The following is a 15,498-nucleotide window of genomic DNA, read 5'->3' on the forward strand; positions in this document are numbered from 1 at the left end:
GAAACGGCGGGCTCCTACAGTGGCATTGTTGGCGACACCAACATCGCCGGACCGGCCGCGACCGCGAGAGGAGCACCCGTGACCGCTTCTCTGCGCCTGCATGAGACGACACGGCGCTGCCCGAAACGCATGGTCCACGGGCCCTGCGGCGGTGTCACGATCGACGGCGGCTGCGAAGTGCCCGGCATCCGATGCTCGTTCGCCGATGACGCCGCGGTGCTGCGTCATCTGGAGTTCTCCACCGCAGAGGTGGACGCCCCGGTCGCCGCCCGCGACAGCGGCGACGCGCTGCCGGTCCTGCCGCGAGGAGAGGCGTCGACGGCGTTCGCGGCCCTGGTCGACGCGGGTGCGGTCATCACGGCCGACCTTCCGGTGCGCTCCGTCGACCCGGGCGTCATCACCGAGGCGGGCGTGCGACTGCGAGAGCTGACCGCCGTGATCGCCGGTGAGCCGCCCGGGCTGCGGGAGGCGCTCAGCCCGACCCACAAGGCGCTCCTGCTCGCCGCCGCCGGATCTCGCGTGGTGGCCGGTCTCACCTGCCGCGACCGCAACCGCGTCGCGCTCGAGGGAGAGCTCGCCGCCCTCGCCGACCTGGGCGTGTCCGGCGTGCTCGCCGTGACCGGCGATCACCCTGCCTCCACCGCCCTCCCGCAGGCGCAGCCGGTCTTCGACCTCGACGCGACACGTCTCGCGGCGCTCGCCCGCCGGGCCGGGCTCTTCGTCGCCGTGGCCGAACAGCCCTCCGCGCCGCCGGTCGACTACCGTCCCACCCGTCTCGCGCGCAAAGCGCACGCCGGGGCGGAACTCGGCATCCTGAACCTCTGCGGCGACCTCGCCGAGATCCGCCGCTTCACCGCCGCTCTGGCAACCACGGCGACTCCCGTGCCGGTTCTCGTGTCGGTTCCGGTGCTCACGTCGGCCGCGACGACCCGACGGCTGGCCGCGCTTCCCGGGGTCGGACTGCCGGACGAACTCGTCAGGGCGGTGGCCGGCGCCGACGACCCGGTCGAGTCGGGCATCGCCGCCGCCGTCGCCTGGGCGCACCGCGCACTCGCGATCCCCGGGGTCGTGGGCGTCCACCTGTCGGCGATCGCGGCTGGGGCCACCGAGCCGCCCGATCGGGCGGACGCTGCCGAACTCGCCGCGGTCGATGCTCTGGCGTCGGCAGCGGCGCGACTGCGGGCCGTGATCGCCGGCGAGACGGCGAGCATCGCATGAGCATCGTGACCTCCACGCCGGCGGCGCTGTCCAGCCGCGTCGCCGGGTGCCCGAAGTCGATGGCCTACGGTCCCTGCGGCGGTGTGAACGCCGACGGCACGTGCGAGGTGCACCCGACCCCGTGCGTGTTCCTCGCTCGCGAGCTGCCCGTACGCTGGACGGGCGCTGCGGCGCGTGCGACGGATCCGGAGGCCGGCTCCGGTGACCCGTCGACGGCATCGACACTCGCCGGGCGCGAGCTGGTCGCGATCGCGGCGCGGCGACCACTCGTGTTCACGGGCTTCCCCGTGCGCGCCTTGCGCGCCGACGCCGTCGGCGCGACGGCCGAGGCGCTGATCGGCAGCGTCGACGCCGTCCTGTCCGGCGACGCCGGACGCTCCCGCGTGCAGTTTCCTCCGTCCTACCGTGCGGTGCTGATCGGCGCGACCGGGCTGCGACTGTGGATGGGGTTCAACACCCGCGACCGCAACCGCACCGCGCTGGAGCGCGAACTGCTCTCGCTGCGGGCCCTGGGTATCGCCGGGGTGCACTGCGTCACGGGCGATCACACGCAGACGGGCGACCGCCCCGACGCACGCCCCGTCTTCGACCTGGAGTCCACCACGACGCTCCCGCGCGCGGCCGCCCTCGGGCTTCTCACCTCGTTCGCCGAGTCGCCCGCCGCCCCGCCCATCGCCGAACGCGGGGCACGCGTCGCCGAGAAGCAGCGCGCCGGAGGGAGGATGTGCCTCACGCAGTACGCCGGGGATGCCGAGGAGGTCGCCGCCTTCGTGGCGCTCTGCCGCGCGGCCGGCTCCGACGTGCCGGTGCTTCCCGGCGTTCCTCTCGTGGTCGATCGCGAGGGCGCTGAGCTGCTCGCCTCCTTCCACGCCGCGAAGCTGCCGTCCGGCTTCATCGATCGCCTCTTCGCCGCGCGCGACGTGCGCACGGAGGGCATCCGCCTCGCCGTCGAGTACGGACACGACCTGATCGCGACGGGCGACGTCGGCGGCGTGGTCATCGCCGGAGGTGCCCGACCCGGGGATGAGGCCGCCTACGCCGCAGACCTCGCCACGGTCGCACGCGAGCTCGGAGGCGGGTCGTGATCCGCTTCTCAGTGCGCTCCGGCGCTGCCTTCCTTGACGGTGAGGACCTGCACGCTCTCACCCGGATCGGTGCGCCAGCGGTGACGTATGCCGCCTTGGTAATACACGGCATCCCCCGCTTCCAGAGCGAACTCTTCGGCCTCCAGCACCACGACGAGTCGTCCCTGGAGCACGTAGACGAACTCCTCCTCGTCGTGCACCCACCACAGGTCCTCGGTGAAAGTCCCCGACATCACCATCGGCACGAAGCGCGGATGATCGCGGGCGAGCACCCGCATCGGGCTGCCCCCGGCATCCAGTGGCGTCGCTTCGCTCGCGCGGAAGACGTGGAAGCTGCCCGCGCCTCTCGGCGCCGCGTCGGCGTCGTCGGTCAGCAGCGCCTGCTGCGTGGTGCCCAGCGCCTGCGCGACGCGGAACAGCGACGTCATGCTCATCCGTTCCAGCCCGCGCTCGACCTGGCTCAGGAACGAGTGCGACAGCTCCGCCTGCACCGCGACCTGGGTGAGCGTCATCCCGCGACTCTGGCGCAGCGCCCGGATCCGGGCGCCCAGCGCCCGCGACGCGGATGCGGGCCCGTCGTCACCCGGGGCGCCACGGCGCGAGGAGGCGGCATCCGACATGACTGAAGACTATGACACACGAAAGGAAACCGAGATGACCGGCGCGACCCCCACCGACGTCCTCGATCCCGCGGCGACTGTCGCCGCGCCGACCCCCGACTACGCCGCCCTCGAGGCGGATCTGGCCGCCGCGCTCGGACCCCGCGGCATCTCCAGCGACCCGCGTCAGCGCGAGAAGGCATCGGTCGACGGCGCGCGCATGTCGCCGATCATCGCCGAGCAGCTTCCGCTCGGCGTCGCCGACCTCGTCGCCTTTCCCGCGGATGCCGAGCAGATCGCGGAGACCGTCCGCATCGCCGTGGCGCACGGTGCGCCCGTGACGCCGCGCGGAAAGGGCACCGGCAACTACGGACAGGCGATCCCCATGCCCGGCGGGCTCGTGCTCGACACCTCCCGCGCGCGGGCCGTGGTGGAGGTCGGCGACGGGTGGATCACGGCCGAGGCGGGCGCTCCGATGGCTACCCTCGAGCTCGCCGCCCGCCAGCACGGCCAGCAGCTGTGGATGTACCCCTCGACAGTGCACTCGACGCTCGGAGGGTTCCTCTCCGGCGGCTCCGGCGGCACCGGTTCGATCGCGCACGGCAGCAACCACGAGGGCTTCGTCGTGGCACTGGACGTCGTGACCCCGGCATCCGAAGGCGCGCTCGTGCACGTCGAGGGCGACGACGCGCTCGACTACGTGCACAACTACGGCACCGCGGGCATCATCGCGCGTGCCACGGTGCGCCTCGAGCCGATGAACGACTGGCGCGGGCTCTACGCGTCTTTCGAGGACTTCGCCGGCTCGATGTCGGTTCTCCAGCGTCTGGCGGCGCTGAGCCCGACCCCGCGGCTCGTCTCCGCCGATGATCCGCACGTGTCGGCCCAGCTTCCGCCGGACCCGGCTTTCCCGGAGGGGCGCAGCTCGCTGCGCACGATCATCGACGCGAGCCTCGTCGAGGAGGCCTCGCGCATCATCACGGCCGCTGGCGGCCGCATCGAAGACGTGCGCGAAGGCCCCCAGGTCTCGGCCGCGATCTCGGTGCTCAGCTACAACCACCCGATCGAATGGCTGCAGAAGTCCGAGCCCGGCGTCTACTTCCACGTCGAGGTGGGCGGCGACGCGCTCATCGATCGCCACGACGAGGTCATGGCCGTCTACCCCGGCGCGCACCTGCACATCGAGGCGACGGCGCTGCGTCCGATCGGCATGCTCGCCGGTGTCTACGAGAGCCCGGAACAGGTCGCCGACGGCATCGCCGCGCTCACCGCCCTCGGCGTGGGCGTCCACAGCCCGCACCAGTGGAACGTGGACTTCCGCCTGCCCGAGACGGTCGCACTCGCCCGCAGCACCGACCCGCGGGGCCTGCTCAACCCCGGCAAGCTCAACCCGGACTACGCCGGTCCGGTGAAGGGATCCATCCGATGACCGCCGCGTTCACGCCTCCGTTCACCCCGAGATCCCGCCACTGGGCCGACCTGTCCGGGCCTGCGCTCACGGCGGCGCTCACGGAAAGGTCGATCGCCGTCGTGCCGATCGGCGCGATCGAGCACCACGGCCCGCATCTGCCTCTGCGCACCGACGCCCTCGTCGCCGAGGCGATCGCCACCGCCGCGGTCGAACGGGTCGCCGCCGACGGCATCGACGCGTGGGTGCTGCCGACGATCAGCTACGCCAAGTCCGACGAACACCACTGGGCGCCCGGCACCGTCTGGCTCGAAGGCACGACGGTGCTGGAGACGCTGGTCGACATCGGCCGCTCCATCTCGATGACACCGGCCACGACCGTCGTGTTCGTCAACGGCCACGGCGGCAACGTGATGCTGCTCGGCTGGGCCAATCGCGAACTGCGCCGGCGCTTCGGCCTGCGCACGTTCTCGATGCCCGCGACCGCCGCCGGAGCCGGCGACGGTCGTGACGGCCGGCCCGACGAGAAGGGCCAGGGCATCCACGGCGGCTTCTCGGAGACCTCGCTGGTCATGCACCTCGCCCCTCACCTCGTCGCCCCCGAGATGCCGGCGCGGAACATCCCCGAACACATCGCGGGTCTCACCCACATCGGCTTCAACCGCAAGCCGGTGATGTTCGGCTGGACGAGCGACGACTTCGGCCCGGAAGGAGTGATCGGAGACGCGACCGGCGCGAACGCCGCGCACGGCAAGGAGCTCTACGAGCGCGGGGTCGACTTCGTGTGCGAAGCGCTCGCCGAGATCGACGGGTTCGTGTTCGGGTGACGGCTTCCTACGCTCCCGGCATCCCACCCGCGCCCGTGGTGATCGATCACGACAGCGACCCGGTGCAATCCGACACGCCCCTCGCCGACCCCCTCGCCCTCGCCCGCGAATGGCTTCCGGGTCCGGGCGAGGATCGCCTGCTGATGACGGTGTCCACCATCGGCCTCGACGGACTGCCCGACGCACGCACGACGATGCTGAGCGACTTCGACGGGGAACGATTCTTCTTCCACACCGACGCCGACAGCCGCAAGGCCGCCGAACTAGCCGCCGACCCCGGCGTCGCGCTCACGATCCTGTGGCCCGGGTTCACCCGCCAGCTGGTCGTGCAGGGCACGGCGTCACGCTCCTCGCGCGCCGAGTCCGACGAGGCGTATCGGCGGCGCTCGCCCTACCTCCAGCAGCTCGCGTGGCAGAACACTCCCGCTTTCGCGCAGCTGCCGCTCGCCGAACGGCGCGCACGCTGGGACGAGTTCCTGCGGGCGCACGGCGGTGCCGGCGACCCTTCCTTCACCCCGCCCGCGTCGTGGGCCGGATTCGCCGTCACGCCGCACCGCCTGGTGTTCTGGGTCTCGAACCCACTCGCCGCCAGCCGCCGCATCGCCTACACGCGCGACGCCGACAGCTGGATTCTCGCGGCGCTGCCCGGCTGAACCCGCCGCGTGGCGGGCGGGCGTTCGCCTGTCACGCGGCGAGCGACAGGTAGGGCTCCCATGCCGGCTCCGAGCGCTCGGTGCCGCGCACCGTCCACTGCGGTCCGCGCGGCGGCTGCGGCGCCCATCGCAGCTCCCACCCCATCTCCTGCGGGGTCCGATCGCCCTTCATGTTGTTGCAGCGCAGACAGGCGGCCACCAGGTTCTCCCACGAGTCGGCACCACCGCGCGAACGCGGCAGGACGTGATCGATGGTCGTGGCGCCCTTGCCGCAGTAGGCGCAGCGGTGGGCGTCGCGGCGGAGAACCCCGCGGCGGGTGACCGGCACTCGGCGCGCCCCGGGCACGCGCACGTACCGGGTGAGGACGATTACCGCCGGCCGGTCGCACGCCCCCCGGATGCCCCAGACGGGATTGCCGTCCATGCGTTCGATGACGGTCGCCTTCTCGTTCATGACGAGCACGAGGGCTCTCTTGAACGAGACGACGGCCAGGGGTTCGTATCCGGCGTTCAGCACCAGTGTGCGCATGCGCGTTCCTCTCGAACGGCCGTCGATGGCTTCGACGGCTCTCCGTTGTCGACGTCGCACAGGCGCGGCGGCGCGGGCACGAAAAAAGGCGCTGTCATGAAGACAGCGCCTTGAACCCACGACGAATGTCGTGGCAGTCGTGCACACGATGCCGAAGGACATAGCGGCCCAGCGCATTCACGGTTCGAATGCGAGGTCCTGTGTCCATGCGGCTCCCCCTCGGCTGTGCGAGCGTCGGGATCAGGCTAACGCACGCAGAAGCCGCCAGGGCGAATCAGAGGTGAACGGATGCCGCGTGTCTCCCGAAGGGAGCGGACGGAGCGAACGGCGTCAGTGGACGTTGGCGACGAGGAAGTCCTCGGCGTTGGTCCACGACCCGTTGACGTAGATCTCGAGGTGCAGGTGGGTACCGAACGCGCGGCCCGTGTCACCGACCTGACCGATGATCTGTCCGGCGCGCACGGTGTCGCCGACGACGACGCGGCGGGTGCCGTACGACATGTGGGCGTACAGCGAGGTCACCGTGTTGCCGCCGATGTTGTGGGCGATCTTGACGTAGACGCCCCATCCGGGACCGTCCTCGCTCGACTCGACCACGACGCCGTCGGCGATCGCATAGATCGGGGTGTACCGGTCGACCATGTAGTCCGTGCCCTTGTGACCCGGGTACGGCTCACCGAAGTGGTTGAAGAACGGCAGCGGACGAACGACGGAGCCGGCCGGAGCGATGGTCTCGGCGAGCGAGCCGGAGTAGACGGAGGCATCGGCCGAGGCGGTGGATGCCGCCGCGATGCGGGCCGCCGCGGCAGCCTTCGCGGCATCCTCGTTCTTCTTGGTCTGGATCTCCTCGGGCGTCGTCGCCGAGTAGCTGTCGCGTGCCAGCGCGGCCGGCGTCGCCTCGGACGCGATGACGAGCGCCTGCGCGTTCTCCGCGGCGACCTGCTGGAGCGTGACCGCTTCGGCGGAATTAGAGCTCGAGGCGGCGAAGGCGGGAGCGATCGCGACCGTGGCGATCAGACCGCCGACGGCGGCGACCGTGATGAAGCTGCGGACGGGATGGCCTTTGCGGCGCGCTCGTCGCGGCGTCGCGGACCTGGCGACGGCCGCCTCGCGCACGGCGGGGGCGGAGCCCGCAGCGCGGGTCACGGCGGCGCGCTGCGCGCGACTGCGGCGGGTGGGTGTCGTCGCTTCGGACTCGGGAATCTCCTGCGACGGGTCGTACTGTTCAGCCAATTGTCCTCCGGCGCCTCTGCGATCCCGCTCGGGACGGCTCGCTGGTTCGTCGGCACTCGGTGTCAGGGCACAGATGTACGGGTGTCACCGCGCGAACGACGAACCGATGAGGCAATCCGTGCGGAGGTCCGTGGCGGGCTTCTCGCCACGTGGACTTTTCGAGGCTACCGGAAGGTAACGAATAAGTCACGCACAGGTGTTCATGCCCAGGCGCTTCCCGGGTGACGCTCAGGCGTGCGGCACGGCATCGACGAGGAAGATGTGCGAGGCGACCTCGACCGGCAGCTCCAGTCCATCCGCCTTGTCCGCCATCTGCACCAGCACGTAGCCCTCGCTGAAGCGGAAGTCGCCGACGCCTCCCGGCACGACGCCGGCGTCGCGGAGCTGCTCGAGGAGTTCGGGATCGACCTGCACCGGCTCGGCGAGGCGCCGGACGGTGCCGCGCACGGGACCGCCCGTCTGGTTGAGCAGGCGCACCAGGCCCACCACGCCGTCGTCGAAGGTGCGGGCCGGAACGTCGCCCAGCTGGTCGAGCCCGGGGATCGGGTTGCCGTAGGGCGACTCGGTGGGATGACCGAGCAGCTCGATCAGGCGACGCTCGACGAGCTCGCTCATCACGTGCTCCCAGCGGCAGGCCTCTTCGTGCACGTACGCCCAGTCCAGACCGATCACGTCGCTGAGCAGACGCTCCGCCAGGCGATGCTTGCGCATGACGTCGACGGCCTTCTGCCGCCCGGGCGTCGTGAGCTCGAGCGAACGGTCGTCGGAGACCACGACGAGACCGTCGCGCTCCATCCGCCCGATCGTCTGCGACACGGTCGGACCGGAATGTCCGAGACGCTCCGAGATGCGCGCGCGCAGGGGGACGATGCCCTCCTCCTCGAGCTCGAGGATGGTACGCAGGTACATCTCGGTGGTGTCGATCAGATCGGTCATGGGCAGGCCTCGCGCACGTTCGTGGGTGTCTTCTCAGCCTATCCGTTTCTTACGGCGACGCGGCGGGGCGCCGGCGGCGCTGACCCTAGAATCGGGAGCATGGCCCACGTCACGCTGCCCCGCGAGATCCTGCCCGCCGACGGTCGCTTCGGTTGCGGACCGTCCAAGATCCGGCCGGAGCAGCTCGCTGCCCTGGCGGGCCCCGGCGCGGTGCTGATGGGGACCTCGCACCGGCAGGCTCCGATCAAGAACCTCGTCGGCCAGGTTCGCATGGGACTCAGCGACCTGCTGCGTCTTCCCGACGGCTACGAGATCATCCTCGGCAACGGCGGCTCGACGGCGTTCTGGGACGCGGCCGCGTTCGGTCTCATCGAACGTCGAGCGCAGAACCTCGTCTTCGGCGAGTTCGGCGGCAAGTTCGCCGCGGCGGCCGCGGCCCCGTGGCTCGACGCGCCCGACGTGCGCAAGGCGGATGCCGGAACGCGCACGGTCGCCGAGGCGGTCGAGGGCGTCGACGTGTACGCCTGGCCGCACAACGAGACCTCCACCGGCGTCGCGGCACCCATCTCCCGTGTCTCCGGTGACGAGGGTGCCCTCACGGTGATCGATGCGACGAGCGCGGCCGGCGGCATCAACTTCGCCGTCTCGCAGACCGATGTCTACTACTTCGCCCCGCAGAAGAACCTCGGCTCCGACGGCGGACTGTGGTTCGCGGCGGTCTCCCCCGCCGCGATCGAGCGCATCGAGCGCGTCGCGGCATCCGGTCGCTACATCCCCGAGTTCTTCAGCCTGAAGAACGCTCTCGACAACTCGCGACTCAACCAGACGCTGAACACCCCCGCGGTCGCCACCCTCGTCCTTCTGGACAAGCAGCTCGAATGGATCAACGGCAACGGGGGCCTCGGCTGGGCCGCGGCCCGCACGGCGCAGTCCTCGCAGGCTCTCTACCAGTGGGCCGAGAGCTCGCCGGTGGCCACCCCGTTCGTCGCCGATCCCGCCGACCGCTCCCCCGTCGTTGTCACCATTGACTTCGATGAGAGCGTGGATGCCGCGGCCGTCGCCGCCAGCCTGCGCGCCAACGGCATCGTCGACACCGAGCCGTACCGCAAGCTCGGACGCAACCAGCTGCGCATCGCGACGTTCGTCTCGATCGAGCCCGACGATGTCCGCCAGCTCATCAAGGCGATCGACTACACCATCGAGCACATGCAGGCCTGAGGCCCGCAGGGCCGCGCCGCCGGCTCAGGCCAGCGGTGAGGGCCGCGGATCGAGCACGGCCGCGACGATGGCCTCGATCGCGAATTCGGATGCCGTCCCGAGATCGAGCGCATCGGGCTCGAGCAGCCACTGCACCTGCAGTCCGTCCATGACGGCGAGGATGGCGGCGGAGGCATCGGCGATCCGGTGCGGGGCGGTCACACCGCGCTCCGCGCAGACGACGGCGAACGCGTGCGCGACCTCGGCCCGGAGCGTGCGGTAGCGGCGCTCGAAGAACTCGCGACCCGGGTGATCGTCGGTGACCGATTCCGCGGAGAGCACGGCGTAGGCCTGCACGATGCCGGCACGCTGGGCGTTCAGGAACGCCGTGCGCACGAGATGGCGAAACAGCGGCATCCCATCGGGGATGTGCTGATCGTCCAGATGTGCGACATCCGAGGCATCGCGATGCTTGAGCACTTCGAGCAGCAGCTGATCCTTCGAGCCGAAGTGGTGCAGGATGCCGGCGTGGGTCATTCCGACCTGCTCCGCGATGTCGCCGAGCGTCCCGCTCGCGAAGCCCTTGCTGCCGAAGATCTCCACCGCGGCGTCGAGGATTTCGCGACGTCGCGTCAGCGTCTCGGGGCGATTGCGCGTCTGGCGCTTGTCGACGGGCATGCGCGTCCGGTCTCCGTTCTTCCGTTATCGAACCGTAGCCTATGGGGCGTTTGCAGTTTTACTTACTGACAAGTAAGTTACCCATCGTCGACCTCGAAGGCGAGGACGTCCATCACAAGGAGAAACAATGAGGTTCAAAAAGCATGTGATCGCGGGCGCCACCGCTGTCCTCCTCGGAGCTCTCGTGCTCAGCGGCTGCGCGGGCGGGACGTCCGGCGGCAGCAGCGCGAGCACCGGTTCGCTCACGATCGCCAAGCCCGACGGCGCCGCCGTGCTGGCCACCCAGATCAACAACCCGTTCATCACCACGGGCTCCGGCATGTCGCTCGGCTACGACCGCATGATCTACGAGCCCCTCGCCTTGGTGAACCCCGTCGGCAAGAACGAGACCACACCCTGGCTCGCCGACAAGGTGGAATGGAACGCCGACTACACCCAGCTGACCGTGCACCCCCGCGCGGGCGTGAAGTGGAGCGACGGCCAGGACTTCACCGCCGACGACATCATCTTCACCTTCACGATGATCAAGAACACACCGGCTCTCGACCTCGCCGGACTCAAGCTGTCGAGCATCGCGAAGGACGGCGATAACGTCGTGCTCTCCTTCAGCGAGTCGAAGTTCGTCAAGCAGGGTGACGTCCTGCAGACCGCGATCGTTCCCGAGCACCAGTGGAAGGGCATCGCGGACCCGTCGAAGGACGCCGTCAAAGACGCGATCGGCACCGGCCCCTACACGGTCAAGAGCTTCTCGTCGCAGGGTGTCGTCCTCTCCGCCCGCACGGACTACTGGGGCGGGACCGTCCCCGTGGCCGAGCTGAAGTACCTGGAGTACAACGACAACACCGGTCTGCTGCGTGCGCTGCAGACCAAGGAGGTCGACTGGGCGCAGATCTTCATCACCGACTACCAGACGAACTACGTCGACAAGGACCCGCAGCACAACGTGTTCTGGGGCGCCAACGTGCTGAGCCCCGACATGATCGTGGTCAACACGACGAAGGCCCCGTTCAACGACGTCGCCTTCCGCAAGGCCGTCAACATGGTCATCGACCGCAAGGCCCACGCCGAGAAGGCACGCAGCAATGCGGGCCCCGAACTGACGAACGTCACCGGCATCCCGCAGCCCACCGGCGACCAGTACATCGCCCCCGAGTACAAGGACCAGAACTTCACGATCGACGTCGACGGCGCCAAGAAGGTGCTGACGGACGCCGGCTACACGTGGAAGGACGGCGCCCTGATGGACCCGTCGGGCGCGCCCGTGTCCTTCACGCTGCAAGACCCGCAGGGATGGAACGACTACGTCACCGGCATCCAGCTCGTGGCGACGCAGGTCAAGAACACGCTCGGCGCGGACGCGAAGGTCGCCACCCCCGATGCCAACACCTGGTTCGGCAACCTCTCCTCGGGCAACTTCGACGCGGCACTGCACTGGAGCGGATCGGGCTCCAACCCGTGGCACATCTACGACGACGTCATGAACGGCGCGTACCTGCAGCAGGCCTCGGGCGGTCAGGTCTCGGACAACTTCGGGCGCTACGACAACCCGACGGCGACGGCGCTCCTGCAGAAGTACGCGAGCGCCTCGGATGACGCGACCCGAACCGACACGTTGAACCAGATCCAGAAGATCTTCGTCGAGGACGTGCCTGCCATCCCGATCGGAACCCACCCGACCCTTGGCGAGTACAACACGCGCAGCTTCGTCGGATGGCCGAGCGAAGACAACCAGTACGCGACGGCGGACCCGACGGCGCCGTCCGCCGTGCAGGTCGTGATGAAGCTCACACCGGCCAAGTAGGCGCGGGCTCCGATCAGCATTCCTGCCTCACGCTCGGGCGGACGGCACGCCATCGCGGCGACCGTCCGCTCGAGCCTCAGGAGAACCCGAAAGCACGAGCAGATGACAGACACCCTTCTGACCATCGACGACTTCTCGGTCGTCTACGACGTGGACCCGGCCGTCACCGCCGTCGCGAACGTGAGTCTCGAGATCCGCCGCGGCGAGATCGTGGGCCTGGCCGGCGAGAGCGGTAGCGGCAAGACGACCCTTGCCTACGGCATCCAGCGACTGCTGAAGCCGCCCGCCGTCATCACGAGCGGCCGTGTCGTCTTCCACGACGAGTCCGGACTCGACATCGACGTCAACACGCTCGACGCCGAGCAGATGCGTCGCTTCCGGTGGGACAAGATCTCGATGGTCTTCCAGGGCGCGATGAACGCGCTGAACCCGGTCAGCACCATCGGTGCGCAGCTCGACGACGTCTTCGTGGTGCACCGGCCGTCGATGAGTCGGGCCGAGCGGCGTGCCGCGGTGATCGACCTCCTCGAGACGGTCAAGGTCGGCGCCCAGCGACTGCGGTCATACCCGCACGAGCTGTCCGGAGGCATGCGACAGCGCGTCATGATCGCCATGGCCCTCGCACTGCGCCCCCAGCTGATGGTCATGGATGAGCCCACGACGGCTCTCGACGTTCTCGTGCAGCGTGAGATCCTTCGGCAGATCTCCCAGCTGCGCCACGAGTTCGGCTTCTCCGTGATCTTCATCACCCACGACCTCCCGCTCCTGCTGGAGATCAGCGACCGGATCGCGATCATGCGGGAAGGCGAGATCGTCGAGCTCGCCACGGCCGAGCAGATCTGGTCCGATCCGCACCACGACTACACACGCACGCTGCTGCGCTCCTTCCCGCGCCTCACCGGAGACAAGGGGGTGGTGGCACGATGACGACGCTCGACGTCGCCGGTGTCACGAAGATCTACAACGTGCGCGGCGCGGGACACATCACCGCGCTCGACGATGTCAGCTTTCGCCTGAGCGCCGGCCAGACGATCGGACTCGTCGGTCAGTCCGGCAGCGGCAAGTCCACCATCGCGAAGATCCTCACCCAGCTCGAAGTGCCCACGCGCGGCGAGGTGCTGCTGGACGGGCGTCCCATCCCCCGCCGCGGCGCGGGCCTGCGCGCCTATCGGCAGAAGCTGCGGATGGTCTTCCAAGACCCCTTCGCCTCCCTGAACCCGTCGCACACGATCCGTCACCACATCGAGCGCCCGTTGCGGCTTGACCGCGTGGTGGCGCGCGGCGAGACGGATGCCGAGGTGCGCCGCCTGCTGGAGCGTGTGCGCCTCGACCCCGACGTCGTCATGGAGCGGCGTCCCCACGAGTTGTCCGGCGGCCAGCGTCAGCGCGTCGCCATCGCGCGCGCCCTGGCCTCGCGTCCGGCCCTGCTCATCGCCGATGAGCCGGTGTCGATGCTCGACGTGTCGATTCGTCTCGGTGTGCTGAACCTCCTCGCCGATCTCCAGCGCGAGGAGGGTCTGGGGGTGCTGTACATCACGCACGACCTGGCGACGGCGCGCCACTTCAGCGACGAGATCATGGTGCTCAATCAGGGCCGCGTCGTCGAGCGGGGAACCGCGGACGACGTCATCCTCCGGCCGCGCGATCCCTACACGCGGGAGTTGCGTGCGGCATCTCCCGATCCGGAGGAGTTCTTCCGCAGACGAGCGGCTGCGGCCGCCGGAGGTGAACGATGATCAGCGACATCTCGACCGTCGATCCCACGCTCGTGGGCACGACCGCGACCCGTGCCGAACGGGGACGCATGCGGGTTCCGTGGCGTTTCATCGGCGGCAGAGTGCTGTTCTACGCGTTCACGGCGTGGGCGGCCATCACGATCAACTTCTTCATCCCGCGCATGATGCGCGGCGATGCGGTCACCGCGTACATGGCGCAGGCCCGTGGACAGTTGCAGCCCGAGGCCGAGAAGGCGCTGCGGTTGATGTTCGGCCTCGACTCGTCCACGACGCTGTGGGATCAGTACGTCAACTACTGGGGGATGCTGCTGCGGGGCGACCTGGGAATCTCCATCTCCAGCGGCATGGCCCCCGTCGGCGACGTGATCGGCTCGGCACTGCCCTGGACGCTGGGTCTGGTCGGCACGGCGACCATCCTCTCCTTCGTCGTGGGAACCGTGCTCGGCGCGGTCATCGGATGGCGACGAGGAGGACGGCTCGACGTGCTCGTGCCGATCACGACGTTCCTCGGAACGGTGCCGTACTTCTGGCTGGGCCTCATCTTCATCGCTGTGTTCTCGACGCTTCTCGGGTGGTTCCCCGCCGGGCACGCCTACGAGTTGGGCGTGGAGCCGGGCTGGAATGCGGAGTTCATCGGCCAGGTGGTCTCGCATGCCGCTCTTCCGGCGTTGACGATCGTCATCGCCTCTCTGGGCGGTTGGGTGCTCGGTATGCGCAACATGATGCTGACGGTGCTCGACGAGGACTACATCACGGTCGCCCAGGCGAAGGGCCTGCCCGACCGCCGCGTGCTCTGGCGCTACGCGGCACGCAACGCGGTACTCCCCCAGATCCAGAGCTTCGCGTTGGCGCTCGGCTTCATCGTCGGCGGCACGCTGGTGATGGAGATGGTCTTCTCCTATCCGGGTATCGGCTTGCTGCTGCTCAACGCCACCAACGCGAAGGACTACGCCCTCATGCAGGGGATCTTCCTGGTGCTGGTTCTCGCGGTGCTGATCGCGAACATCCTGGCGGACATCGCGTACGCCATCCTCGACCCCCGCGTCCGAGAGACGGAGGCCTGACCATGTCGATCCCCGAAACCGCCGCGGTGCTCACCGCGTCGCCGTCCGCGCCGCCCAGACGCACGTTCCTGCGCCAGCTCCGAGCGTCGGTGGCGATGTTCGCGAACCCGAAGTCGGCGACCGGCCTCGTGATCCTCGCCGTCTTCGTGCTCGTCGCGATCTTCGCGCCCGTGATCGCTCCCTACGATCCGACGGCGCAGAATCTGAGTGCGACCCTGCAGCCTCCGTCCGCTCAACATCTGCTGGGCACGACGCACATCGGCGAGGACGTGTTCAGCCAGATCGTCTACGGCACCCGCGGCGTGCTGATCGTCGGCTTCCTCGCGACCATCATGGCCACGGTCGTCGCCATCCTGGTGGGGGTGACGGCGGGCTACCTCCGCGGCTGGAAGAGCGAGTCGCTCTCGGCGCTGTCGAACGTGTTCCTGGTGCTTCCGGCGCTGCCGCTGATGATCATCATCGCCTCACAGTTCCAGGACCCCCCGCTCGTGCTCATCGCCGCCGTCCTGGGATTGACCGGGTGGGCATGGGGCG

Annotated in this window: 14 protein-coding genes and 2 pseudogenes; 11 read left to right on the plus strand and 5 right to left on the minus strand. The window is 69.4% G+C overall.

Translation table 11 applies throughout. The annotated features are described in order from the left end of the window. Nucleotides 1-78 precede the first annotated feature (78 nt). Together I5I_RS03565 and I5I_RS03570 are read left to right on the plus strand one after the other, a co-directional pair. Nucleotides 79-1,218, plus strand: a complete 1,140-nt coding sequence (locus tag I5I_RS03565) for a methylenetetrahydrofolate reductase C-terminal domain-containing protein (RefSeq protein WP_051039460.1) — start codon at nt 79-81, stop codon at nt 1,216-1,218. After that, on the plus strand, nt 1,215-2,303 hold the full coding sequence (locus tag I5I_RS03570; RefSeq protein WP_036316545.1) for a methylenetetrahydrofolate reductase C-terminal domain-containing protein: 1,089 nt from the start codon (nt 1,215-1,217) through the stop codon (nt 2,301-2,303). Before I5I_RS03565 ends, I5I_RS03570 begins: the two co-directional genes overlap by 4 nt. A gap of 8 nt (nt 2,304-2,311) precedes the next feature. Here the strand turns inward: I5I_RS03570 and I5I_RS03575 are convergent, their stop codons facing one another. After that, entirely contained in the window at nt 2,312-2,923 is a 612-nt protein-coding gene (locus I5I_RS03575; RefSeq protein WP_036316547.1) for a helix-turn-helix domain-containing protein, read from the minus strand. 34 nt (nt 2,924-2,957) lie between these two features. Here I5I_RS03575 and I5I_RS03580 point away from each other — a divergent pair, with 34 nt between their 5' ends. From I5I_RS03580 to I5I_RS03590, 3 genes are read left to right on the plus strand one after another with little or no spacing between them, the layout of a single operon-like run. Beyond that, nucleotides 2,958-4,331, plus strand: coding sequence for an FAD-binding oxidoreductase (locus I5I_RS03580; RefSeq protein WP_148285480.1), 1,374 nt, complete (start codon nt 2,958-2,960; stop codon nt 4,329-4,331). Beyond that, nucleotides 4,328-5,137 carry a creatininase family protein gene (locus I5I_RS03585; protein WP_036316551.1) on the plus strand — a complete coding sequence of 270 codons (810 nt, stop codon included), beginning with the start codon at nt 4,328-4,330 and terminating at the stop codon, nt 5,135-5,137. The genes I5I_RS03580 and I5I_RS03585 overlap by 4 nt, the downstream gene beginning before the upstream one ends. Then, complete coding sequence (locus I5I_RS03590) at nt 5,134-5,790, plus strand: pyridoxine/pyridoxamine 5'-phosphate oxidase (RefSeq protein ID WP_036316552.1); 657 nt, start codon at nt 5,134-5,136, stop codon at nt 5,788-5,790. Before I5I_RS03585 ends, I5I_RS03590 begins: the two co-directional genes overlap by 4 nt. 31 nt (nt 5,791-5,821) lie before the next feature. Here I5I_RS03590 and I5I_RS03595 read toward each other — a convergent pair whose 3' ends face one another. The 3 genes from I5I_RS03595 to I5I_RS03605 all read right to left on the minus strand — a co-directional run bounded on the left by I5I_RS03595 (nt 5,822) and on the right by I5I_RS03605 (nt 8,488). Beyond that, a complete protein-coding gene (locus tag I5I_RS03595; protein ID WP_036289890.1) occupies nt 5,822-6,319 on the minus strand; it encodes an HNH endonuclease in 498 nt (165 codons plus the stop codon). 330 nt (nt 6,320-6,649) lie between these two features. After that, nucleotides 6,650-7,552, minus strand: coding sequence for a M23 family metallopeptidase (locus tag I5I_RS03600; RefSeq protein ID WP_036316553.1), 903 nt, complete (start codon nt 7,550-7,552; stop codon nt 6,650-6,652). Nucleotides 7,553-7,780: 228 nt separating this feature from the next. Further along, nucleotides 7,781-8,488: a metal-dependent transcriptional regulator gene (locus I5I_RS03605; protein WP_036316554.1), complete on the minus strand. Its 708-nt coding sequence runs from the start codon at nt 8,486-8,488 to the stop codon at nt 7,781-7,783. 99 nt (nt 8,489-8,587) lie between these two features. Here I5I_RS03605 and serC point away from each other — a divergent pair, with 99 nt between their 5' ends. Further along, the gene (gene serC / locus I5I_RS03610) at nt 8,588-9,706 is read left to right on the plus strand and encodes a phosphoserine transaminase (RefSeq protein ID WP_036316555.1); all 1,119 of its coding nucleotides are present in this window, start codon (nt 8,588-8,590) and stop codon (nt 9,704-9,706) included. A gap of 24 nt (nt 9,707-9,730) precedes the next feature. On the opposite strand, the gene I5I_RS03615 is transcribed toward serC, so the two are convergent. Next, nucleotides 9,731-10,363 carry a TetR/AcrR family transcriptional regulator gene (locus I5I_RS03615; protein ID WP_036316557.1) on the minus strand — a complete coding sequence of 211 codons (633 nt, stop codon included), beginning with the start codon at nt 10,361-10,363 and terminating at the stop codon, nt 9,731-9,733. Nucleotides 10,364-10,490: 127 nt separating this feature from the next. Here I5I_RS03615 and I5I_RS03620 point away from each other — a divergent pair, with 127 nt between their 5' ends. From I5I_RS03620 to I5I_RS03640, 5 genes and pseudogenes are all read left to right on the plus strand, one after another. Beyond that, on the plus strand, nt 10,491-12,164 hold the full coding sequence (locus I5I_RS03620; protein WP_036316558.1) for an ABC transporter substrate-binding protein: 1,674 nt from the start codon (nt 10,491-10,493) through the stop codon (nt 12,162-12,164). Between the two features lie 102 nt (nt 12,165-12,266). After that, on the plus strand, nt 12,267-13,091 hold the full coding sequence (locus I5I_RS03625) for an ABC transporter ATP-binding protein (protein ID WP_036316559.1): 825 nt from the start codon (nt 12,267-12,269) through the stop codon (nt 13,089-13,091). 98 nt (nt 13,092-13,189) lie between these two features. After that, nucleotides 13,190-13,900: pseudogene (locus I5I_RS03630) on the plus strand (ABC transporter ATP-binding protein); the annotation flags it as partial. Beyond that, entirely contained in the window at nt 13,897-14,964 is a 1,068-nt protein-coding gene (locus tag I5I_RS03635; protein ID WP_051039461.1) for an ABC transporter permease, read from the plus strand. The pseudogene I5I_RS03630 and the gene I5I_RS03635, both read left to right, overlap by 4 nt. A gap of 2 nt (nt 14,965-14,966) precedes the next feature. Then, a pseudogene (locus I5I_RS03640) lies at nt 14,967-15,498 on the plus strand (ABC transporter permease); the annotation flags it as partial.

Source organism: Microbacterium sp. B24 (assembly GCF_000333415.1).
Lineage (GTDB): Bacteria > Actinomycetota > Actinomycetes > Actinomycetales > Microbacteriaceae > Microbacterium.